Annotated in this window: 24 protein-coding genes; 10 read left to right on the top strand and 14 right to left on the bottom strand. The window is 34.2% G+C overall.

Translation table 11 applies throughout. From position 1 onward, the window contains the following. Positions 1–10: 10 nt before the first annotated feature. Positions 11–1,897: a DNA topoisomerase IV subunit B gene (locus AC5YGG_RS07805; RefSeq protein ID WP_496143969.1), complete on the bottom strand. Its 1,887-nt coding sequence runs from the start codon at positions 1,895–1,897 to the stop codon at positions 11–13. A gap of 231 nt (positions 1,898–2,128) precedes the next feature. Next, a complete protein-coding gene (locus AC5YGG_RS07800) occupies positions 2,129–2,668 on the bottom strand; it encodes a DUF2867 domain-containing protein (protein ID WP_496143968.1) in 540 nt (179 codons plus the stop codon). Between the two features lie 383 nt (positions 2,669–3,051). On the opposite strand from AC5YGG_RS07800, the gene AC5YGG_RS07795 reads away from it, so the two are divergent. The 4 genes from AC5YGG_RS07795 (at position 3,052) to AC5YGG_RS07780 (ending at position 5,006) form a co-directional block, all read left to right on the top strand. After that, complete coding sequence (locus AC5YGG_RS07795) at positions 3,052–4,203, top strand: methionine aminotransferase (protein WP_496143967.1); 1,152 nt, start codon at positions 3,052–3,054, stop codon at positions 4,201–4,203. 164 nt (positions 4,204–4,367) lie between these two features. Further along, on the top strand, positions 4,368–4,538 hold the full coding sequence (locus AC5YGG_RS07790) for a bacteriocin (protein ID WP_496143966.1): 171 nt from the start codon (positions 4,368–4,370) through the stop codon (positions 4,536–4,538). A 37-nt stretch (positions 4,539–4,575) separates the two neighbouring features. Further along, positions 4,576–4,770: a hypothetical protein gene (locus AC5YGG_RS07785; protein WP_496143965.1), complete on the top strand. Its 195-nt coding sequence runs from the start codon at positions 4,576–4,578 to the stop codon at positions 4,768–4,770. A 23-nt stretch (positions 4,771–4,793) separates the two neighbouring features. Further along, positions 4,794–5,006: a hypothetical protein gene (locus AC5YGG_RS07780; RefSeq protein WP_496143964.1), complete on the top strand. Its 213-nt coding sequence runs from the start codon at positions 4,794–4,796 to the stop codon at positions 5,004–5,006. A 70-nt stretch (positions 5,007–5,076) separates the two neighbouring features. Here AC5YGG_RS07780 and AC5YGG_RS07775 read toward each other — a convergent pair whose 3' ends face one another. Together AC5YGG_RS07775 and AC5YGG_RS07770 are read right to left on the bottom strand one after the other, a co-directional pair. Next, positions 5,077–5,841, bottom strand: coding sequence for an SDR family NAD(P)-dependent oxidoreductase (locus AC5YGG_RS07775; RefSeq protein ID WP_496143963.1), 765 nt, complete (start codon positions 5,839–5,841; stop codon positions 5,077–5,079). A gap of 86 nt (positions 5,842–5,927) precedes the next feature. Continuing rightward, positions 5,928–6,866, bottom strand: coding sequence for a helix-turn-helix domain-containing protein (locus AC5YGG_RS07770; RefSeq protein WP_496143962.1), 939 nt, complete (start codon positions 6,864–6,866; stop codon positions 5,928–5,930). A 145-nt stretch (positions 6,867–7,011) separates the two neighbouring features. Here AC5YGG_RS07770 and AC5YGG_RS07765 point away from each other — a divergent pair, with 145 nt between their 5' ends. The 5 genes from AC5YGG_RS07765 to AC5YGG_RS07745 are packed head-to-tail and all read left to right on the top strand — an operon-like array spanning position 7,012 to position 8,066. Further along, positions 7,012–7,224 carry a bacteriocin gene (locus AC5YGG_RS07765; protein ID WP_496143961.1) on the top strand — a complete coding sequence of 71 codons (213 nt, stop codon included), beginning with the start codon at positions 7,012–7,014 and terminating at the stop codon, positions 7,222–7,224. Positions 7,225–7,245: 21 nt separating this feature from the next. Further along, entirely contained in the window at positions 7,246–7,422 is a 177-nt protein-coding gene (locus tag AC5YGG_RS07760) for a bacteriocin (protein WP_496143960.1), read from the top strand. A gap of 18 nt (positions 7,423–7,440) precedes the next feature. Beyond that, positions 7,441–7,632 carry a hypothetical protein gene (locus tag AC5YGG_RS07755; RefSeq protein ID WP_065393224.1) on the top strand — a complete coding sequence of 64 codons (192 nt, stop codon included), beginning with the start codon at positions 7,441–7,443 and terminating at the stop codon, positions 7,630–7,632. 34 nt (positions 7,633–7,666) lie between these two features. Further along, positions 7,667–7,840: a bacteriocin gene (locus AC5YGG_RS07750; RefSeq protein WP_496143959.1), complete on the top strand. Its 174-nt coding sequence runs from the start codon at positions 7,667–7,669 to the stop codon at positions 7,838–7,840. A 49-nt stretch (positions 7,841–7,889) separates the two neighbouring features. Beyond that, the gene (locus AC5YGG_RS07745; protein WP_496143958.1) at positions 7,890–8,066 is read left to right on the top strand and encodes a ComC/BlpC family leader-containing pheromone/bacteriocin; all 177 of its coding nucleotides are present in this window, start codon (positions 7,890–7,892) and stop codon (positions 8,064–8,066) included. A gap of 136 nt (positions 8,067–8,202) precedes the next feature. Here AC5YGG_RS07745 and ychF read toward each other — a convergent pair whose 3' ends face one another. The 5 genes from ychF to AC5YGG_RS07720 all read right to left on the bottom strand — a co-directional run bounded on the left by ychF (position 8,203) and on the right by AC5YGG_RS07720 (position 14,672). Beyond that, positions 8,203–9,294, bottom strand: coding sequence for a redox-regulated ATPase YchF (ychF, locus tag AC5YGG_RS07740; RefSeq protein ID WP_496143957.1), 1,092 nt, complete (start codon positions 9,292–9,294; stop codon positions 8,203–8,205). A 182-nt stretch (positions 9,295–9,476) separates the two neighbouring features. Next, entirely contained in the window at positions 9,477–10,028 is a 552-nt protein-coding gene (locus AC5YGG_RS07735) for a ferritin (RefSeq protein WP_496143956.1), read from the bottom strand. Between the two features lie 672 nt (positions 10,029–10,700). Continuing rightward, entirely contained in the window at positions 10,701–12,311 is a 1,611-nt protein-coding gene (locus AC5YGG_RS07730; protein WP_496143955.1) for a glycoside hydrolase family 10-like protein, read from the bottom strand. Positions 12,312–12,451: 140 nt separating this feature from the next. Continuing rightward, positions 12,452–14,257 (bottom strand): translational GTPase TypA, encoded by a 1,806-nt coding sequence (gene typA / locus AC5YGG_RS07725; RefSeq protein ID WP_496143954.1) that lies wholly within the window; start codon positions 14,255–14,257, stop codon positions 12,452–12,454. A gap of 142 nt (positions 14,258–14,399) precedes the next feature. Beyond that, complete coding sequence (locus tag AC5YGG_RS07720) at positions 14,400–14,672, bottom strand: DUF1294 domain-containing protein (protein WP_228408949.1); 273 nt, start codon at positions 14,670–14,672, stop codon at positions 14,400–14,402. Between the two features lie 114 nt (positions 14,673–14,786). On the opposite strand from AC5YGG_RS07720, the gene AC5YGG_RS07715 reads away from it, so the two are divergent. After that, positions 14,787–15,143 carry a hypothetical protein gene (locus AC5YGG_RS07715; RefSeq protein ID WP_496143953.1) on the top strand — a complete coding sequence of 119 codons (357 nt, stop codon included), beginning with the start codon at positions 14,787–14,789 and terminating at the stop codon, positions 15,141–15,143. A gap of 218 nt (positions 15,144–15,361) precedes the next feature. Here the strand turns inward: AC5YGG_RS07715 and AC5YGG_RS07710 are convergent, their stop codons facing one another. From AC5YGG_RS07710 to AC5YGG_RS07690, 5 genes are all read right to left on the bottom strand, one after another. Beyond that, the gene (locus AC5YGG_RS07710; RefSeq protein ID WP_496143952.1) at positions 15,362–15,655 is read right to left on the bottom strand and encodes a hypothetical protein; all 294 of its coding nucleotides are present in this window, start codon (positions 15,653–15,655) and stop codon (positions 15,362–15,364) included. Positions 15,656–15,710: 55 nt separating this feature from the next. Next, a complete protein-coding gene (locus AC5YGG_RS07705) occupies positions 15,711–16,748 on the bottom strand; it encodes a hypothetical protein (protein WP_496143951.1) in 1,038 nt (345 codons plus the stop codon). 553 nt (positions 16,749–17,301) lie between these two features. Continuing rightward, on the bottom strand, positions 17,302–17,799 hold the full coding sequence (locus AC5YGG_RS07700; protein WP_496143950.1) for a hypothetical protein: 498 nt from the start codon (positions 17,797–17,799) through the stop codon (positions 17,302–17,304). Positions 17,800–17,844: 45 nt separating this feature from the next. Continuing rightward, positions 17,845–18,747, bottom strand: a complete 903-nt coding sequence (locus AC5YGG_RS07695; RefSeq protein ID WP_496143949.1) for a hypothetical protein — start codon at positions 18,745–18,747, stop codon at positions 17,845–17,847. Continuing rightward, positions 18,734–20,362, bottom strand: coding sequence for a peptidoglycan-binding domain-containing protein (locus tag AC5YGG_RS07690; RefSeq protein ID WP_496143948.1), 1,629 nt, complete (start codon positions 20,360–20,362; stop codon positions 18,734–18,736). Before AC5YGG_RS07690 ends, AC5YGG_RS07695 begins: the two co-directional genes overlap by 14 nt. Positions 20,363–20,412 lie beyond the last annotated feature (50 nt).

The following is a 20,412-nucleotide window of genomic DNA, read 5'->3' as shown; positions in this document are numbered from 1 at the left end:
CTGATAATTTTTAATTTTCTATTTCATCAAGAGTTTTCTTTTTATCAATATCGGTATCATCTTCCACCACCAGATTTTCAAGAATAAATGTTTGTCTGTCCGGAGTGTTTTTCCCCATGTAGAATTCCAGCAATTGCTCTATAGTAAGGTCTTTTCCTACAACTACAGGCTCTAGTCTTATATCTTTGCCTATGAAATGTTTGAATTCATCAGGTGAAATTTCTCCAAGTCCCTTGAATCGGGTAATTTCAGGATTTTTTCCTAAATCATTTAATGCTTTTACTCTTTCTGCTTCTGAATAGCAGTATCTGGTTTCTTTTTTATTTCTAACCCTGAATAAAGGAGTCTGAAGAATATAAAGATGTCCGTTTTTAATAAGATCCGGGAAGAATTGCAGGAAGAAAGTGATCATCAAGAGACGAATGTGCATTCCATCCACATCGGCATCAGTTGCGATAATGACCTGATTGTATCGAAGATCTTCCAAGCTTTCTTCAATGTTCAGAGCAGCCTGAAGAAGGTTAAACTCTTCGTTTTCGTAAACTACTTTTTTCGTAAGCCCATAGCAGTTCAATGGCTTACCTTTCAACGAGAATACTGCCTGTGTTTCTACATCTCTTGATTTTGTAATTGATCCGGATGCAGAATCTCCCTCAGTAATGAAGATTTGGGTATCTCCTTTTCTTTCTGCCTTCTGATCATTATAGTGCTGTCTGCAGTCACGAAGTTTTTTATTGTGAAGAGAAACTTTTTTCGCTCTTTCTCTAGCCAGCTTCTGAATACCTGAAAGCTCTTTTCTTTCTCTTTCGGAGATTAAAATCTTTCGTTGAATTGCTTCTGCAATTTCAGGGTTTTTGTGAAGGAAATTATCAAGTTTACTTTTTAAGAAATCAATGATAAAAGTCCTTACGGTAGGTCCATTAGGTCCCATATCGTTAGAACCCAGCTTAGTTTTGGTCTGAGACTCAAATACGGGTTCTTCAACATTGATGGAAATGGCTGCTATGATTGATTTCCTGATATCAGAAGCATCGAAACTTTTATTAAAGAATTCACGGATCGTTTTTACATACGCTTCACGAAAAGCATTAAGGTGCGTCCCTCCCTGCGTGGTATTCTGTCCGTTAACGAATGAGAAATAGGTTTCTGTCTGAGATTTGTCTGAATGGGTAATCGCCACTTCAATATCTTCATCCTTTAAGTGAACAATCGGGTAAAGAATATCACTTTCCAATTCTTCTTCCAACAAGTCTTTAAGACCGTTTTCCGAGAAATAAGTTTCTCCGTTGAAAAGTATTTTTAATCCCGGATTCAGATAAGCGTAATTACGGAGCATTCTTTCGATATACTCTTTTCTGTACTTGAAATGAAGGAAAATATCTCCATCAGGAATGAAAGAGATTTCTGTTCCGTTTCTGTCTGAGGTTTCTTTTTCATCAAAGCTCTCTTTGATCATACCACGGGAAAACTCCGCAGCCTTCATCTTTCCGTCACGGAACGAACGTACACGGAAATAGTCTGAAAGGGCATTTACCGCTTTGGTACCTACACCGTTCAGCCCGACAGATTTTTTAAATGCCTTGCTATCGTATTTACCTCCGGTATTCATTTTGGAAACAGCATCTACTACTTTTCCCAGCGGAATTCCACGACCAAAGTCACGGATGGTTACTTTCCCGTCATCCAGCTTTATTTCGATTCTTTTTCCGGCTCTCATCCTGAACTCATCAATGGAGTTGTCCAGAATTTCTTTAAGCAAAATGTAAATTCCGTCATCAGCGGAAGAACCATCACCAAGCTTCCCGATGTACATACCGGGGCGCAAACGGATATGTTCCTGCCAATCGAGGGTTCTGATATTATCTTCTGAGTAGGTTGGATTTATTTCTTGTGACATATATGATTTCAGCAAACATACAAAAGTACGAAATTGTACAAAATTATCCGAATTTTAACGGTCATTTTTTTATCAACATTCATCGCTAAATCATGAACTGTACATCAAAAAAGTAGACTTAATTTCATAAAGGGCAAGAACTAATCTTCTATAGGCTAATTAATCTATTTTAACCAGAAGAAATAAAAGGACAGATCCTGCTAGATTGTTATTATAAGTCCTGATAATCCACTATTGATGAGCATCCAGCCTGTTAATTATATTTTTCAGCATAGCAGGAACAATAAGTTTATGAAAAGGACGAACAGGCATAAAATAAAGTATCCCTAACCAATTATGAAATTTCACAGTCGTGGAGATCGTTAGAAGTTTTTCATCTTTCAGATTCTGGTTCTCATCAAATAAAAGAGAAACTCTGAAATCCAAATGCTTATCATCTTCTCCAAGTATAATTTCGTTGCTTGTTTTATCAAATATTGTAAAAATTCCAACCTTCTCTCCTACTTCACAAGTAAAATGATCCGCTGTCTTCACACCTTCATTTTCCACTCCTGTTTTCAATCCGAATAATCCAACGACTTTATTTCTGAAAGCAAACATTTTCTTACCCCATACAGGTCCGCTGCTAAAGAAAGCTTTTCCTATTTGTGTAATGTCGATTTGTGTCTTACGGTCTGTGAGCACTCCTTCAAAACTATCAATATAATCAAAACCTTCTTTTGTTTGAGATAAAACAGATTTTGCAGGAAGTTCAGTCTTTTTAATTTTCATTGTCATTGGTTTTACTATTAGTCATTGCATAACAAATGTAAGTTTCATTCACCGGATTAAAAAGGAAAAGGAATATTTTTTTAAACAAATGTTTAAAATTATTGAAAATGATGATAAAGAGGATCATCAGAATTATATAAAAAATTGATTTTTAGCACACATGAACGTTTTTTTATGTTTTGGCTAAAGCCAATGAAATATTTTTTTTTGGGCGGGCAAAAGCACACCGCTATTGATATTGATATAATTGATGTTTATAATGATATGATCAGACATAAGGATAATAGATGTTTAATAACAAAATGTTTCAATGTTTAATGTTTTAATTCCTGCTCTCAGATTTAAAAATTTCATTAAATTCGATATCAATAAAATCTTCTTTTATGATACAACTTCCTTTATCGAAACTTTCCAATGTGGGAACTACTATTTTCAGTCAGATGACGCAATTAGCCAATGAAAATGAAGCCATTAATTTATCACAGGGATTTCCTGATTTTATGCCGGATTCTGAACTGCTAGATCAAGTAGGTGAGTTTATTAAAAAGGGATTTAATCAATATGCTCCGCTTGGAGGAATGATTGGTTTAAAAGAAGAGATTGCAAGGAAAATTGAAAACAGCCATCGTTCGTCTTATCATCCCGATTCAGAAATAACGGTTACTGCCGGAGGTACACAGGCTATTTTTACGGCTATTGCTGCATTCATCAAGAAAGAGGATGAAGTTATTATTTTTGAACCGGCATACGATTGTTATGAGCCTACAGTAGAGCTTTTTGGAGGTATTGTAAAAAGGTTTGAGATGAAAGCTCCGGATTATCAGATTGACTGGACCGCAGTAAAAAGTCTGATTAGTGATAAAACCAAAATGATCATCCTCAATAATCCGAACAATCCATCGGGAAAGATATTGAAGGAAGAGGATATTAAAGAGCTGATCGAAATCGTAAAAGGAACTTCTATTCTCATTCTAAGTGATGAAGTGTATGAAAATATTGTTTTTGACGGAAAGCAGCATTTAAGCATCTGCAAATACCCTGAACTTAAAGAAAGAAGTCTTCTGGTAGCTTCATTTGGAAAGCTTTTTCATGTTACCGGATGGAAAGTAGGATATTGTGCCGCCCCGAAAGCATTAACGGATGAGTTCAGAAAAATACATCAATTCAATGTTTTCTGCGTCAATACCCCTATTCAGCTTGCCTTAGCAGAATATATGAAGAATGATGAGCATTATACTTATCTGAATGAGTTTTTCCAGGAAAAGAGAGATTTTTTAAGAAAGGGGCTTGCCGGAACTTCATTTGAATTACTGGATTGTGAAGGAACCTATTTTCAGGCTTTAAAATACAGCAAGATCTCTGATAAAAATGATTTTGATTTTGCAACGGAATTAACAATCAACCATAAGGTAGCAAGTATTCCTTTTTCATCATTTTATAAAAACAAGCTGAATGAAAATGTAATCCGTTTATGCTTTGCAAAGAAACAGGAAACGCTGGAGAGAGCTCTTGAAAACCTTTCAAAAGTGAAATAAAAACTTAAAGCCTACCACATTATTTTTCACCTCAGTATCATCAAACTTATTCATTTCCAAGGATAAGCAATAAAACTTTTTACTTATATTTTTTCTTCAATATGTGATATATTGTTGAAACTTTTCATATATTCGTTATAACTAACTATTTAAAAATCAGAATCATGAAAAGTAAAACACTCCCACAGACAAAGAAATTAAACAAAAAAGAGCTGAGAACTATAACCGGAGGGCTTTTGATGTGCCTTGATGCTTCGTTAAGATGCAGACAGTATCATCCAAAGTGCGCTGAAGACCAGTGTAAGCCGGGACAACCAGAGCAACCATGGGATTAATCCTATAATAATACCAACAAAATCAAATACTGTTATTATGAAAAATCAAACTTTAACTAAAGGAAAAAAACTTAATAAAAGAGAGTTAAGATCAATTGCCGGAGGTATGCTGGATTGTATGCCTGCACAAAAAATCTGCCTTCCACCTCTTGAGCCATGTCCACCAAACGTTGATGAAAATGGCTGTGCAATGATTTCTCCTTCTTGTGGACAGAAAATCTGCAGACCGTAGTATACAATTAAAATTCTTAAACCATGAAAGATATCAAACTCAACAAAGGAAAAAAATTAGCAAAGTCTGAATTAAAAACCATCCATGGAGGGTTGGGAGATTATCCATGCGCGCCTAACGGTTACTGTAAATTTATGGGACCAGGCTGCCGGGAAAAAAAATGTCAGAACCCGGAGCCATTAGAACCGATAGATCCGGACGTTCCTATTGTACTTCCGGAACCAGGAGGCTTGTAATCATAAAAGAACCGACTTTCTCGAGTCGGTTCTTTTCTTTTTTTTGAGAAAATATATTTCTGAATTGTGATTACAGGAACATACCACCGGAAACTTCAATTCTTTGCCCGTTGATCCATCCCGCATCATCTGTACACAAAAATGCTACTACTCCGCCAATGTCATCCGGCAACCCTACTCTTCCTAAAGCTATAGCACCAGCCACTACTGCATTGATCTCTTTATTGTCTCTTACTCTTCCTCCTCCGAAATCCGTTTCTATAGCTCCCGGAGCCACGGTATTGGCTTTAATTCTTCTTGGACCAAGCTCTTTCGCCATATATTTTGTCAGCATTTCCACTCCTGCTTTTACAGATCCATATACTGAAGAGCCCGGCGTTGCAAATCTTGCCAATCCTGAAGATATATTAACGATCCCACCACCGTCATTAATGAACGGCAACAACTTCTGCGTCAGGAAGAAAACACCCTTGAAGTGAATATCCACGATATCCTCCATCTGTTCTTCCGTAACATCAGTAATTGGGGCATATAAAGCCGTTCCTGCATTATTGATCAGGTAATCAATATTTGGGCTTCCTGTAGCGGTTTGTAAATGATCCGTGACATTTTTTATGAAGGTATCAAAACTTTTTCTTTCTTTTGTATCCAACTGAAACGCGGCTGCATTTCTTCCCATATCTTTTATCTGTTTCACCACTTCTTCCGCTTCTTCCTTATTGCTTCTGTATGTAATGATGACATCCAGTCCTTTTTCAGCAGTCTTAAGGGCAGAATTTTTACCTAAACCACGGTTTCCTCCAGTAATGAGTGCTATTTTTGTTCTTGTATCCATATTTTGTTGCTTTTAATGAGACAAAGTTGAGATATTTCCGAAGATAACGGTTTGAATGAATCAATCTGAAATTTGCAAAATTCAAATCACGAACGAAATTCTAAAGGTGTAAATGATGTTTTTCTTTTAAAAAAGTTTGAAAAGTGAGCTATTTCCTCGAAACCCAGAACATAAGAAATTTCAGAAACATTCCACTGGGTTTGCTTTAAAAGGATTTTAGCTTCCTGAATGATACGGTCACCAATAAATTCTGTAGTTGTTTTCCCTGTACCTTCTTTTAATCTTTTATTAAGGTAATTGACATGTACCGCTAATCTGTCGGCGTAATCCTTTGCTGTTTTAAGTTTAAGCCTTTGCTCTAAAGATTCAATCGGAAATTGTCTTTCCAGTAATTCGATAAACAGCGAAACTACCCTCATAGAAGCATCATTTGACGTAGATATTTTTGTTGCCGGCTGCAATTTTTGCCCATAATGAATCAGTTCCAGGACATAGTTTCTGATCAGATCATACTTAAAGACATAGTCAGAATCTATCTCACGCTGTATTTTATTAAAAAGTATTGCTATTTCATCTGCCAGCTGATCATCAATTTCAAATACAGGAACACCTCCCGGCTGGAAAATAGGTAATCCTTCCAGACTGTTATAAGATCTGTCTTTAAAAAGGAAATCCTCTGTAAATACACAGAAACTCCCGGACTGTTCTGCATCTTCCGGAATCCAGTGATAAGGCACTTTCGGGGTGGCAAATAATAAAGCGTTTTGTTTTATAGAAATCACTTTATCAGCATATTCGGCACGGTTTTTTCCCCTGATCAGGCTGATCTTATAATATTTACGTCTGTTATAAGGCATTTCTGCCGTAGTTTTTACCTTTTCTATGGTCTGTGAAATATCAAAAACATTGAAGTGCCCGATATCTTTGTGAAGTCCTTTCGGAAAAATATCTTCAAGGCGCTTACCTAGTTTTGCAGTCATTTCCCTGTAAAAGTCTTCCAGTGAAGTATGGGCTATTTTTTCCATCACAGATTGTTTGTAAAATTCAAATATACAAAGTTGATTTTTAACATAAACAAAATATTTATTTCATTTTTTTCTATAATAAGTGATATACGGATTATTATTTTTACTACATTAGTATTTAACTAACTTATTAAAAATCAAAAACATGAATCACAAATTTTTAACAAGCGGTAAAAGGTTAAATAAAAAAGAACTGAAGACCATCCAGGGAGGAATGCTTAATTGTATGGAGCCTATTCTTTGTACGGATCCTCCATGCGAAATTTATCCTCCGGGAGATGTCAGAAACTGCAGCACCATTTCTATGGCGTGTGCTCAAAAGGTGTGCAGACCACAAGCTCCGATAGAGGAAATTTAGTAACCCATTAAATTAAATATCATGATAAATGGCAAAAAACTTAATAAAAAGGAGCTAAAAACGATACAGGGTGGAAAGCTGGACTGCTACAAGCCGGTAATCTGTAACGATCCTCCTTGTGAGCCTAACACAGGATGCTCTATTATTTCCATAGGCTGTGCACAGATAGAGTGCAGACCACAAATTACTCAAGACTAATTTTAATAAAACTATATTATGAAAAACGGAAAAAAATTAAATAAAAAAGAATTAAGATTCATTACCGGAGGATTATTAAACTGTATGGAACCGGTGCCTTGCCCAATTCCTTATGAGCCGTGTGAGTCTCCTTATCCAAACGGCTGCACTATTATTTCTCCTGTCTGCGGACAAAAGGAATGCAGACCGGCACCTATTATTATAGAATAACCATTCATATTCAAATCATTAAAAATACAACACTATGAAAAACCAAAGATTAAACAATGGTAAAAAACTCAATAAAAAGGAGTTAAAAACCATCAAAGGAGGATTATTGATGTGTGTTGACCATGAAACCGGACTTTGCAGAGAAACAGGAATACGATGCGCAGAAAGACAATGCAGATATGTACTTGAACCTCCATTTCCATTCTAACACCTGCTAAAACATTTCCATTTATTTTAACATTTTAAAACTAGAAATCATGAAAAATCAGAATTTAAACAAAGGAAAAAAGCTTGACAAAAGAGCATTAAGATCTATTACTGGAGGGCTAATGAGATGCATGAATCCTTTAACAAAAGAATGTACGGCAACAGGACCGCAATGTGCAGAAACCGCATGCAGATTTGTGTTGGAGCCTGTAGATCCATGGAATTAAAATAAAAATCTAACATTACAAACTAGACACTCCCAACATCGGGAGTGTTTTTTATGTAAGCATAAAAGTTTAATCGCAAAAAACGCCTCCAAATTCATGGAAGCGCTTTTTTATAAACTAACTTTAATATTTTTTATTATACATTGAATCTGAAGTGCATGATGTCACCATCCTGAACTACATATTCTTTACCTTCAACAGAAAGTTTTCCGGCTTCTTTTATTTTCACTTCTGAACCGTAAGTAATATAATCGTTATACTTGATTACTTCAGCTCGGATGAATCCTTTTTCAAAATCTGTGTGGATTACTCCAGCAGCTTGAGGAGCCGTCCATCCTTGTCCAATCGTCCATGCTCTTACTTCTTTTACTCCAGCTGTAAAGTAAGTCTGAAGTTTTAAAAGGTCGTAAGCTTTTCTGATCAAACGGTTTACTCCTGGTTCTGTAAGCCCTAATTCGTCAAGGAAAATTTCTCTTTCTTCAAAAGTTTCAAGTTCATTGATATCAGCTTCAATCTGAGCAGCTAGCACTACTACTTCAGCGCCTTCATTTTTAGCCATTTCCTCAATTTTAGCGATCCAATCATTTCCGTTTTTGATAGAATTTTCATCTACATTACAAACGTAAAGTACTGGCTTGTTCGTCAAAAGCTGAACTTCACCTATAATAGATTTTGTAAAATCATCTACTGCAAACTCTCTTGCATTCTTACCATCTTCAAGGAACTTCTGTAAGTTTTGAAGTGTTTCGTAAGTAAGAATATCTTCTTTTTTACCAGATTTGATGAATTTCTTCGCTTTTTCAACTGCTTTTCCTACTGTTTCAAGGTCTTTCAGCTGTAGCTCAATATCAATAATTTCTTTATCTCTTAACGGATCTACTGAACCTTCTACGTGAACGATATTTCCATTATCAAAACATCTTAGAACGTGGATAATTGCCTCACACTCACGGATATTGGCAAGGAACTGATTTCCTAATCCTTCTCCTTTGCTGGCACCTTTTACAAGACCTGCAATATCAACGATTTCAACTACTGCCGGTAAAACTCTTTCCGGTTTTACGATTTTCTCCAATTCAAACAATCTCTGATCCGGTACAGAAACCGTTCCAAGGTTCGGTTCAATAGTACAGAAAGGATAGTTTGCTGACTGAGCTTTTGCATTACTCAAACAGTTAAAAAGAGTTGATTTACCTACATTCGGCAGGCCTACAATTCCACATTTCATATTGTAAAATTCAAAGTTTAAGGTTTAGGTGCAAGTCAAGGTTTCTACAACTTAAATATTGAATACCGAACCTTGAAATACGAGTTTGCAAAGATAGTGATTTTTGAGGGAGTTTCATAATAAAAAAATCTGCCAGTTGTTCTGGCAGATTTTCAAATAGTTTTAATTTTTCAATGTATATTTTACGGATTATCTCCTGTAGCCTCTTGTGCCAGCGGTACGTCGTTTGGAGCTTCCTGCAATGTTTTATCTAAAGTGAATAAAGATTCATCAGTGGCTCTGTCTCCGCCTGCAATTTTTAATTTGTCGATCAGGTTCATCGCTAATGTTTCTTCTTCAATCTGTTCCTGTACAAACCATTGCATAAAGTTCCAGGTCGCCCAGTCTTTCTCTTCCATAGAAAGATCTACAAGTTTATAAATTGCTGTTGTGTTGTCTACTTCATGTTTGAAAACACCATCAAAACAAGCTGTCAATGATTCTGGATCGGCTGGTGGTGCCGGTATTGCTTCTACTTTAGGTTTTCCGCCTCTGTTTAAAATGTATTCCATAAACTTGATGGAATGGTTTCTTTCTTCCTGGGCATGTCTATAAAGAAAGTTAGCAATTCCCTGATACCCCTTGTCATCTGCCCAAATTCCATAAGATAAAAAAACGTGTGATGCATGAATTTCTTTGTTCATCTGGTCACTAAGGGATTTTTCCATATTCGCGGAAAGTCTTTTAGTATTCATAATGTTATATTTTGGTGATTATAGGAGTAATCATGCAAAAATGGTTCCGATAAAGGTGTTATTGTATATAAAACCAAGCTACATTAAATTATATTAACCTGATTATCTTTACTTTAAATTGATAATTTATAGTTATTCTAAAAAAGTGGGGATTATTTTATGGGAACTTTTATATTTTTTTAACACTTAAGTAACTTTAAAGGATACTGATGCGTTGATTGAGATCACTTAAGTTTTTGAAAATCTAAGATTTCCTTTATCTTTTCAAATATGCCTTACTGTGTTTAGATTCTTATAGAAATAACGAATTGCATTAATTCGTGAATTAGTGGCTAAAAAGAAATTAGACTCAAAGCTAGAGGATAATATTGTTTGCTTGATGGGATCTTTTTTAACGTAAAGTTTTTTAGCATCTTATCGCATATTTTTAAGGGAGCTAAGATCGGAATCAATTTCATTGATTCTGTTGAAGCGAATGAATATCCATTAAAATAATTGGGCTAGTTTAGATTCTTATAGAGTGACAAAGTGGGTGTAAAGTTGCTGTGGATTGATTACATGTTCTTTTTTGTGAGACAATTGCTCATAAAAAAGGTTCAACTTTCGTTGAACCTTTGTATATTGATAAAAACACTAATAGCATTTACAATCATGCTGCTGCTACTAATTTTTCTATTTAATTTTCTTAGCCATATAATCGCTTTCATTTCCAAGTCTGTCGATTGCTTTTATCGCTACTCCACTTAGCTTCTTTCCATCTTTAAACTTAGGAATGTCTTTTGAAAGGGTGTCAAGCGTTAAAATTTCTGTATCCCAAACACCGTTATATTGTGTGAAAAGTACCCATTGGAAAACTTCAGCTGCGTTCTTTGTACTCCAGCTTGCCTGTACGAAACTTCCATTGTCCATCGCAAACAAAGTAGGGGTCTGTAACGGTACTGCTTTTATCCATGGAGATTTTGGAGTCAACGCTTTTTCAGCGTATGGTCCGTTTTTCAATGTTGGAAGCATTCCAGGATTTTTTGTAAGTCCGGCTATACTCCAGTGGATTTCTCCAGCGTCATTTTTCAGGATCTTTCTGGAAATTTCAATTTGGTTTTTAATTTCTGTAGGACGGTCAGAGACTCTGATTTCCACAGTATTTAAACCGGGCCATAAGTGACGTTTCATGGTATTTTCAGATTGCCACCAGTTTAATAATGATTCGAAAGCCTGTCCTTTAGAATCAATTGGCCAATATAACTGTGGTGAGAAATAGTCTACCCAACCTTTATTCAACCATAATTTTGCATCAGCGTAAAGCTCATCATATTGTGAAGATCCTACTACGCCAGCCGGATAACCTGGTTTCCAGATTCCAAATGGGCTGATCCCGAATTTCACATTATTTTTTTCTGCATGAATTTCTTTGTAGATACGTTCTACAAATTTGTTCACATTATCTCTTCTCCAGTCTGCTCTTGATAATGTTCCGCCACTGCTTACATAAGCGTTCCATGTTGCGTTATCAGGAAAATCTGCTCCTTTATTGTAGGTGGCATATGGATAGAAATAATCATCAAAATGAATGGCATCAATATCATATCTTTTTACAATATCCTTTACTACATTGGAAACATGCCCTTGAGTTTTTGGATTTGCAGGATCAAACCAATACATCCCGTTCTTTAATCTTACAACAATATCGGAAAGTTTATTGACCATCGAAAGTTTATTTACGGCACCTCCGTTACTATGATGAGCACGGTAAGGATTTAGCCATACATGGAGTTCCAAACCTCTTTTATGGGCTTCTTCAATCCAAAACTGAAGCGGGTCATAATTCGGATAAGGAGCTGTTCCTGTTTCTCCTGTCAGGAAGTAAGACCAAGGCTCGATATTACTTGTATATAAAGCATCTGCTGAGGGTCTGATCTGGAAAATAGCAGCATTGAAGTTATTATTTTTCAGCGTTTCCAGCATATTGATGGCTTCTGCTTTCTGCTGATCTACGGTAAGATCATTTCTTGAAGGCCAGTTGATATTAGCTACACTTGCGATCCATGCTCCGCGGAATTCTCTTTTGATTTCCGGAAGAATGGTTCTGAAATTATCATCCGTGGAAGCTCCTGGTGTGGGCTTAGTCCCTGTTACGGGTGGCTTTGGCGGATTGTTATTATTGTTGGGTTTAGGTGTATTTTTTACAGGCGGGGTCTTTGAAACATTGTTCTGAACGGAACATGAGGTACTGTATGATGCAAACACTCCCAATAAAACGATAAGTTTTAATTTTTTCATTCTCATAGTCGCAAAACTACTTTAATTTATATTTTACTATTTCGGATTTCGTCTTGAAAAAATAAACAATTTTTCCTATTCCTTAGAAAAAAAGCCCCGAAAAATTCGAGGCTTTTCTATATGATATGATTTTTGATTCGAAACGATTATGCTTTCGCAGATCTTTCCAATCTTTTTCTTTCTTCTTCTGAAAGTACTTTCTTTCTCATTCTGATAAAGTTTGGAGTTACCTCGATTGCTTCATCAGCCTGGATATATTCCATACATTCTTCCAGTGAGAATAAGATTTTCGGTGCTACACCTGTATCTTTATCTTTTCCGGAAGCTCTCATGTTGTTCAGCTGTTTTGCTTCTACGATGTTTACTACCAAGTCTCCAGGTTTGTTTTGCTCTCCAATGATCATCCCTGTGTAGATTTCCTCACCCGGATCTACGAAGAACTTACCTCTATCCTGTAGTTTAGCAATTGAATATTCTGTAGCAGGACCTGTAGTTTTGCTGATCAATACTCCATTGTTTCTTCCAGGGATAGCTCCTTTGAAAGGCTTGTATTCTGTGAAACGGTGCGCCATGATAGCTTCACCTGCAGTAGCTGTCAACATCTGAGAACGTAATCCGATCAATCCTCTTGAAGGAATTTCGAATTCCATGTGCTGCATCTCTCCTTTAGTTTCCATGATGTGAAGGTCACCTTTTCTCTGAGTTGCCAAGTCGATAACTCTTGATGCAAATTCTTCTGGAACGTCTACTACTAAAGATTCGTAAGGCTCACAGCTTACTCCGTCAATTTCTCTTAGGATAACCTGTGGCTGTCCGATAGTCATTTCGTACCCTTCTCTTCTCATTGTTTCGATCAAAACAGATAAGTGAAGAATACCTCTACCGAATACTAGGAAAGTGTTTGCATCATCAGTTTGTTGAACTCTTAATGCTAAGTTTTTCTCTAATTCTTTAGTTAATCTTTCTTTAAGGTGGTTTGAAGTAACATATTTACCGTCTTTACCGAAGAAAGGTGAATTGTTGATAGAGAACGTCATGTTCAATGTAGGCTCATCAATTGCAGTTCTTTCCAATGGTTCTGGATTTTCAAGATCTACGAATGAATCACCGATCTGGAATGCATCGAAACCTACTACAGCACAGATATCACCTGCCTGTACTTCAGTTACTTTTTTCTTTCCTAGACCTTCGAAAACGTAAAGTTCTTTTACTTTACCTTTCAAAACTTTACCGTCTGCCTGTGCAAGACCGATCCATTGAGATTCTTTGATCTCACCTCTTGTTACTTTTCCGATGGCAATTCTTCCTAAGAAAGAAGAGAAATCCAGAGAAGTAATCTGCATCTGAAGGTTACCTTCAGTTACTTTCGGCGCAGGTACATATTGTAAGATACCATCTAATAATGGTAAAATATCTTCAGTTTGCTCTAATGAAGTGTTGAACCAACCTTGTTTAGAAGAACCGTAGAATGTTGGGAAATCCAACTGTTCTTCAGTAGCTTCAAGGTTGAAGAATAAATCAAATACCTGATCGTGAACTTCGTCCGGACGGCAGTTTGGTTTATCTACTTTATTGATAACCACTAATGGTCTCAATCCTAATTCCAAAGCTTTCTGAAGTACGAATCTTGTCTGTGGCATTGGTCCTTCGAACGCATCCACCAACAAAATAACCCCATCAGCCATTTTTAATACTCTCTCTACTTCCCCACCGAAATCCGCGTGACCAGGAGTATCAATTACGTTAATTTTTGTGTCTTTATAAGTAACAGAAATATTCTTGGATAAGATGGTGATCCCTCTTTCTCTTTCAAGATCATTGTTATCCATAATTAATTCTCCACTCTCCTGATTTTCTCTGAAAATATTGGTAGCGTGAATGATTTTGTCAACCAAAGTCGTCTTCCCGTGGTCAACGTGTGCGATAATCGCAATATTTCTAATGTTTTGCATATAGGATTTTTACGGGTGCAAAAATAGTGATTTTAAATGAATTAATTAAAAAGATTATATAATATTTAACAATTTCATAATGAGAAATTTACATAAATCTCTATTGAAAAAGCTAATAATTAGGGAAATAAATCAATCCTGATTAATGTCTTATCAGCCTGTAAAGCAACACAACATCTATTAAAGCAACAATAAAAAACTTCACCAGAAAAGACTTTTTGGAGGTTTTATGATTGAAAAGGATCATTCCGGAAGCGGCTCCTACAATACCGATAAGAGAAAGTCCCAGAAGGGCATTCTCTGAAATTCTCCATTGTTGTCTCTTAGCTTGCAGTTTATCGAACCCAAAGACTCCGAATGTAATCAGGTTGGCTATCAGTAGAAAAGGAATCATTCTTACATTAATTTGCTGCAAAAGTATAAAGTTTAATCGACATACAGGAAAGCAATGCTCTAAAGTCCTGGACAAAATATTTGTAATACCATCAAAATAAGATTTTTTAAATTTGCCATCCAAAAAATTCAATCAATGACCGTACATGATCTGGCAGGAACTTATTCAATAAAAGGAAGCAACCAGGAGGAATCTGACCAATTTTCCTATCAGGGAATATTGACTTTATCTGTGGATGAAAACAACCGCATTATAGCGCAATGGATGATTGATGACCATATCCAGAACGGAACAGGTTTCTATAAAAACCAGATTCTGGTGCTCAACTTCCATTATGAAGGTGATAACCATAACATCTATAAAGGCGTTGCCGTATACCGCTGCCTGAGTAAAGATATCCTGGATGGTTTCTGGTCTGAAAAGCATGGGAACCCTTTGTATCTGGGAAGTGAGTATTGTGTAAGGGTGAAGGGTTCAGAGTTTTTGAATTGATTTTTATGAAGATCTAATGATCACTATAAAGATTATTTCCATAAGATGTAATTCTACGCCTACTTTATAAACTTTGTTATACATACTGATTCTATTAATGATTGTTTATTAAATATATTAATCTTCCTACCAATAGTAATCAAATCGATATATTCTTTAAAAAGACGAGGATTGAGCACCAATTCGATTTTGCTTTATTGAGAGCCAATCTTATTATCCTAAAGTAGATCATACTGCTGGCAAATACAACTGGAGACTTTTTCAACTCTTTCCTCCTGTTTCGTTTCCTTAATAAGCGCAGGCGAATCATTAGGATCTACTTTCACCGGTTCAGCATCTGAACTTATCGGAATTACCTGGGAAGTCACAGAAGTCTTAAGATGTTCAATCTCTATATAATACTCACGCTCATTTCCTTCTCCAAAATCATTACTTTTGTTATACATTACCTTTATAAGAGTAACATTATTAATGAAATTAGAAGTATAAGCAGGCAGCCTGAAATTCATCATTAAGTTCTTATATTCTTACTTGGACGTTACACTATTTCTATGAATATATCCTTATTTAGTTTTCTGAGCAAGGAGCCAGAACCACTATATTCTTCTTATTATCGAAAGGATTCTTAATATACTCTCTCTTGTTAGTTTTTCTATTATAAAATCCTAACCATTGAAATTCGATAGAATCTTCACTTATTATTTTTATACGTGCAATTGGTATATCTAACGAACAATCATTAAAATTAATTCCCTTAGGGACATTATTATTTGAATATACTTCTCCATTAGGAGCGTAATCGGTTCCCGAATCTTTTAAATATATTTCTATTGTATTATTGTTTATTTGCTTAGAAGTTGCTCCACAAATAAAATTTATTGAGGTTATGTTGAAACTTATTTCATCTGGTGAATAGAGCATTATATTGTCTTTTTCAGAAGCATTTTCGCAGTGATTACTCCATTGGACATTTCTTTTATAAATTGAAGAAATTAAAATATCTGTATTTTCTTTTTGAACTTGATTTATTTGATCATTAAATGTTTTTTTTATCGAAGGACTTCCATTTAATAAAGTTTGAATAATTACTTTATCTTTATCAATATTAATTTTGAACTCTTTATTATAAGGTTTTTCATTTTCAACGTTAGGCTGATCTATTGTAAAATTACCTAAATAAAAAAGTTTATTATTAGTTAAGTGATAAGCATAAAAAACAGAACTATAATAATCATTACCTTCTAATAAAATTATTTTATCAATATTATTTTTATAATACCATATATTAAAATCTGGACTGTCCAAAGTTAATTTTATAAAAAACTCTTCATTGTTGATTAATAAATTAGATTCTCCTTCCTTTGATTTTAATTCAAATTTAAGATCTCTATATTGAAAAACTGTTTCATCATTTTTTATTGCTTTTTGTAGCTGAAAATATGAATTATTTGCCTTGATATTTTGTATTACAGAAATACTGTTTTTTTCCTCTTTTTGTCCTTTACAGCTGTAAAAGAATAATATTATTAATAATAGAATATTTCTATTACTTCTTTCATATACTCTATTTGGAATTTTTTTTAAGTCCTTATTCTGGCTTTTCATTAATGAAATGTATTGTTGATAGGATTTTTTAGCCTCATTTTTATTACCTAATTCCCATTGTAAATCATTTTTTGAAATATTATAGGGAGCGGCATACTTCTCAAAGATCTATCTTAATTATTGATACCCTATAATTTTATAATATTTCCATAATCTGATATTTTATACCTTCCAATTTCTTTTTTAGAATCATTTGCATTATTTGCCTTATACAATATGATAAGATATTCTTTTGTTATATTAAAATCATGAATACTTTCACCATCCATTTTTGCTATTTTAAAGAAGAAATTAACTTGCCTTTTTCTGCAGTTATCAATTCATACCCTTCAATATCAGAATCTATATATGCACAAATTATTGGCTGAATATTATTGAGCTTAGGTAATAAAAAAAAATTGTTGGAGATCTGTCAATACTATAATTGGCAAGAATATCTTTATTTTTTGGAAAAGTATATGAAGGATATCTTTCTGAACATTTTTCTGAATTATCATAACAAATATTGTAAAAATCATCAAAATTAAAAGGTAATTTACATATACTATATTCCTTATTCATCAGATGAATTATTTTGTTTTTTACCTTTCGAGAATATAATACCTTTATTAGTCGTTAAATTATTACCAAAATCTAAAAACGATCGTTGAGCATCTGGCATAAGGGTCCCTAAAAAATCTTCACTTTCACCCTTTTTTATAATTTTATCTAATTTGCCTAAATCATTATATGAAAAAATGTATGCTTCATCGTAAGTATCGGTTATTTTTTCATCTTCATACATTTTAACATTAAATGTTACATCTATTGTATTATTAATTTGCTTTATACTTTCAGGTGAATAGCTAATAGCACAGCCTGAGCCACAACTTATAACAAAAGACTCTTTAACAAAACCATTAATCTTATCAAATGAAGAAGTATTTTCTTTTTGGGGGACTCTTAATGTGTCAGATTTAACGTTATTCGTTATCGTTTTAGGAGTTTCTTTTTTACATTCTATTAATAACACTATAAAGATGTTTAAGAAAATGATTTTATTTGTTTGCATTCTTTGAATTTATTTTCTATGTACACAAAATTATGGACAGTGCCTTTATTCTTTGGCTATTTTACCTGTTTCATTAATTTTGAATTTTTCAAAAGCTTTGAGGTTAGGGCCATTGCCATTGTATTGTTCAATAGTAAAATTTGGTGATATTTTAAAAGTGGTAGGGTTTTCGTCACCTATTAAACCTATCTCTTTGTAATCAATAATTACATTATTTTTGGTTGTTACTAAGACAAAATATTCTGAATCACCTCGAAGTATTGAAATGAGTAGATATAAAAAATTTTCATCGGAACGTATCACAAGACCTTTATAAGTTTCAGCATCATAACTATTGTTCTTCAAAAATTCTATTAAAAAGGGTTTGAGTTCATAATTTGGATATTTGCTTTCAGAATAATCATCATTAAAATATTCATAAAAACTAAATGGTAAATTTACTTTTTGGGGATTCTTTTCCACAATAAATTTATTTTCTTCCAACTTATTTTGATTATTTGATGAAGCAGTTTTAATTAAATTTTGGCTGAATTCTATAAACGATCTCCGAGCTCCATTAGGTAGAGTTTCTAAAGCATTATTTTTTGTGCCTTCTAATATAATCTTACTGATTTTACCTAACTGATCATAAAAAAATAAATAAGTTTTATCATAAGTATCTGATAGCTGTTCATTAGTATACATTTCAACTTTAAACTTAACTTTAAAAAAAGAACTTTCTTTTTCGACATTATCTGCTATATAAGTCATTGCACACCCCCCTCCACAACTCACTACAAATGATTTATATTGAAGATTTTTTAAATAATTAGTTTTAGATTTAGACACCTCATTTTTTTTAGTTTTGGCTGTATCTAAGAAATTCCTATTTTGTGCATTTGCTTCTTTTTTACATCCTATCAATAGCATCATCAGGATGTTTAAGAAAATGATTTTATTTGTTCGCATTTTTTGAATTTATTATAGCTGTTTTTATTTGTTCTGGCGTGATATGTGATTTATTTAAGCCATCATCGGCGTAATATGATTCTCCTCCTTTTGCAATTCTTTTAGTTCTTGATATAACTTTGCCTTTCTTTTTTACCACTTTATCACTTATAGGTTTACCTTTTTCAACACCGATACTCGCCCACTCTTGTGCTAAAACATAGATCGCATCTTCAACAGAGCCATTTCCTTCAAGATACGCTATGACTTTTGGCCTCTTAACTTTGATAAGATACTCATCAAAAATTTTATCCTGCATCTCCTTATCAAGCTTTTCGTTAACATTTAACCCCAGACTGGCAACAGCACCTTTTATAGTATCAGGAACCATTTGATACCTTCCTACAGCAAAAATATCTCTATCTTTCTGTTTTTTCTGAATTTCTTTTATGGTAAGCTCAGTTATTTTTACATTATATATGATTTTTAATTCTCCCTTGGTTTGGTTACATATATTGTAATTATCATTTGATTCTTCTTGTGCAATCAGGTTTGCAAATTCTGTATGAGACCATTTGCCTTTTTTCTCTTCTTTTTTAGTTTCTTTTTGTGACGACGATAAGCCTCCTCCCATGCAACTACAGAGATCTTTGTATCCTAACTCTTCTGCCATAGCTACAATTGATTTACCCACTACCAAATTTTGTTCTTTTGTAAAATAACTATTTTTTAGGTAATCCGCCTCAAATAAAGAAACATCCATGTGAATCCAACTGTATGATTCATCTTTTCCTGTTCCAATGGGCTCTAATCTGTAATTATTCTTTTTTGAAGGAATAGACCAACCCTCTTCTGCCTTCAAATATTTGATATAGAGTTTATCTCTAATACCTCTTAAAGGTTTTAGATTACGGTCTACTTTACCTGAAATTTCATAACTCCCTTCATTGAATTGTATATCTACTGCTTTACCCATGTGATTTGTAGAGGATCTTGGAATAGATTTGTTATGAGCCACACATCTATATCCCGCAGAAGTTCTTCTATACTTAAATGAATTTTGTAAAGACAAATAAAATTTTAATGAACTCACGCCCCATAAAAGTGAGCGGTGAATTCCAGGATGTTCATTCTTTAATCCTTTTCCATAACCCGGACATCTGTCAACTTGTCTAACTCTTGAATCAGAAGCGTGGCATAAACATTTATAATTAATAACTTTTTCAGCCCACTTATCACAATATTCATCAATAGCCTTTAGAACATTTCCACAAACTTTTCCTGTTTCAGGAACTTTCATATAGTCTCTCTGAAACTGTTTAATCATTCTTTCGGTTCTGTCTGTAAATTTATCCGTTGGCACATTTCCACCAAAACCTGCCAAACGAATATTAATTTCTCTAATAAGTTCGCTTGGAGGGGAATTTTTATCAATACAATATTTACCTCCACAATTTTTATTTTGTGAATTCGTTTCCTTAATAATCGCAGGAGAATCATTTGGATCTACTTTTACCGGTTCAGCATCTGAACTTATCGGGATTACCTGAGAAGTCACAGAAGTGTTGAGATGTTCAACCTCTATAAAATACTCCCGTTCATTTCCCTCTCCAAAATCATTACTTCTGTTGTACATCTCTTTTGTAAGAGTAATGTTATTAATGAAATTAGAGGTGTCGTGGTTCT

This window comes from Chryseobacterium sp. CS2K3, assembly GCF_059515185.1.
This window is presented reverse-complemented; position numbering and strand designations above follow the sequence as displayed.

What these genes read in the sequence shown, in the direction of transcription:
- AC5YGG_RS07730 (WP_496143955.1), bottom strand. Translation starts at nt 12,311, where the DNA reads ATGAGAATGAAAAAATTAAAACTTATCGTTTTATTGGGAGTGTTTGCA.
- AC5YGG_RS07750 (WP_496143959.1), top strand. Translation starts at nt 7,667, where the DNA reads ATGAAAAACCAAAGATTAAACAATGGTAAAAAACTCAATAAAAAGGAG.
- AC5YGG_RS07765 (WP_496143961.1), top strand. Translation starts at nt 7,012, where the DNA reads ATGAATCACAAATTTTTAACAAGCGGTAAAAGGTTAAATAAAAAAGAA.
- AC5YGG_RS07710 (WP_496143952.1), bottom strand. Translation starts at nt 15,655, where the DNA reads ATGATGAATTTCAGGCTGCCTGCTTATACTTCTAATTTCATTAATAAT.
- AC5YGG_RS07785 (WP_496143965.1), top strand. Translation starts at nt 4,576, where the DNA reads ATGAAAAATCAAACTTTAACTAAAGGAAAAAAACTTAATAAAAGAGAG.
- AC5YGG_RS07735 (WP_496143956.1), bottom strand. Translation starts at nt 10,028, where the DNA reads ATGAATACTAAAAGACTTTCCGCGAATATGGAAAAATCCCTTAGTGAC.
- AC5YGG_RS07715 (WP_496143953.1), top strand. Translation starts at nt 14,787, where the DNA reads ATGACCGTACATGATCTGGCAGGAACTTATTCAATAAAAGGAAGCAAC.
- AC5YGG_RS07770 (WP_496143962.1), bottom strand. Translation starts at nt 6,866, where the DNA reads ATGGAAAAAATAGCCCATACTTCACTGGAAGACTTTTACAGGGAAATG.
- AC5YGG_RS07805 (WP_496143969.1), bottom strand. Translation starts at nt 1,897, where the DNA reads ATGTCACAAGAAATAAATCCAACCTACTCAGAAGATAATATCAGAACC.
- AC5YGG_RS07780 (WP_496143964.1), top strand. Translation starts at nt 4,794, where the DNA reads ATGAAAGATATCAAACTCAACAAAGGAAAAAAATTAGCAAAGTCTGAA.
- AC5YGG_RS07800 (WP_496143968.1), bottom strand. Translation starts at nt 2,668, where the DNA reads ATGAAAATTAAAAAGACTGAACTTCCTGCAAAATCTGTTTTATCTCAA.
- ychF (WP_496143957.1), bottom strand. Translation starts at nt 9,294, where the DNA reads ATGAAATGTGGAATTGTAGGCCTGCCGAATGTAGGTAAATCAACTCTT.
- AC5YGG_RS07695 (WP_496143949.1), bottom strand. Translation starts at nt 18,747, where the DNA reads ATGCGAACAAATAAAATCATTTTCTTAAACATCCTGATGATGCTATTG.
- AC5YGG_RS07755 (WP_065393224.1), top strand. Translation starts at nt 7,441, where the DNA reads ATGAAAAACGGAAAAAAATTAAATAAAAAAGAATTAAGATTCATTACC.
- AC5YGG_RS07795 (WP_496143967.1), top strand. Translation starts at nt 3,052, where the DNA reads ATGATACAACTTCCTTTATCGAAACTTTCCAATGTGGGAACTACTATT.
- AC5YGG_RS07690 (WP_496143948.1), bottom strand. Translation starts at nt 20,362, where the DNA reads ATGTACAACAGAAGTAATGATTTTGGAGAGGGAAATGAACGGGAGTAT.
- AC5YGG_RS07790 (WP_496143966.1), top strand. Translation starts at nt 4,368, where the DNA reads ATGAAAAGTAAAACACTCCCACAGACAAAGAAATTAAACAAAAAAGAG.
- AC5YGG_RS07745 (WP_496143958.1), top strand. Translation starts at nt 7,890, where the DNA reads ATGAAAAATCAGAATTTAAACAAAGGAAAAAAGCTTGACAAAAGAGCA.
- AC5YGG_RS07775 (WP_496143963.1), bottom strand. Translation starts at nt 5,841, where the DNA reads ATGGATACAAGAACAAAAATAGCACTCATTACTGGAGGAAACCGTGGT.
- typA (WP_496143954.1), bottom strand. Translation starts at nt 14,257, where the DNA reads ATGCAAAACATTAGAAATATTGCGATTATCGCACACGTTGACCACGGG.
- AC5YGG_RS07700 (WP_496143950.1), bottom strand. Translation starts at nt 17,799, where the DNA reads ATGCAAACAAATAAAATCATTTTCTTAAACATCTTTATAGTGTTATTA.
- AC5YGG_RS07760 (WP_496143960.1), top strand. Translation starts at nt 7,246, where the DNA reads ATGATAAATGGCAAAAAACTTAATAAAAAGGAGCTAAAAACGATACAG.
- AC5YGG_RS07705 (WP_496143951.1), bottom strand. Translation starts at nt 16,748, where the DNA reads ATGAAAAGCCAGAATAAGGACTTAAAAAAAATTCCAAATAGAGTATAT.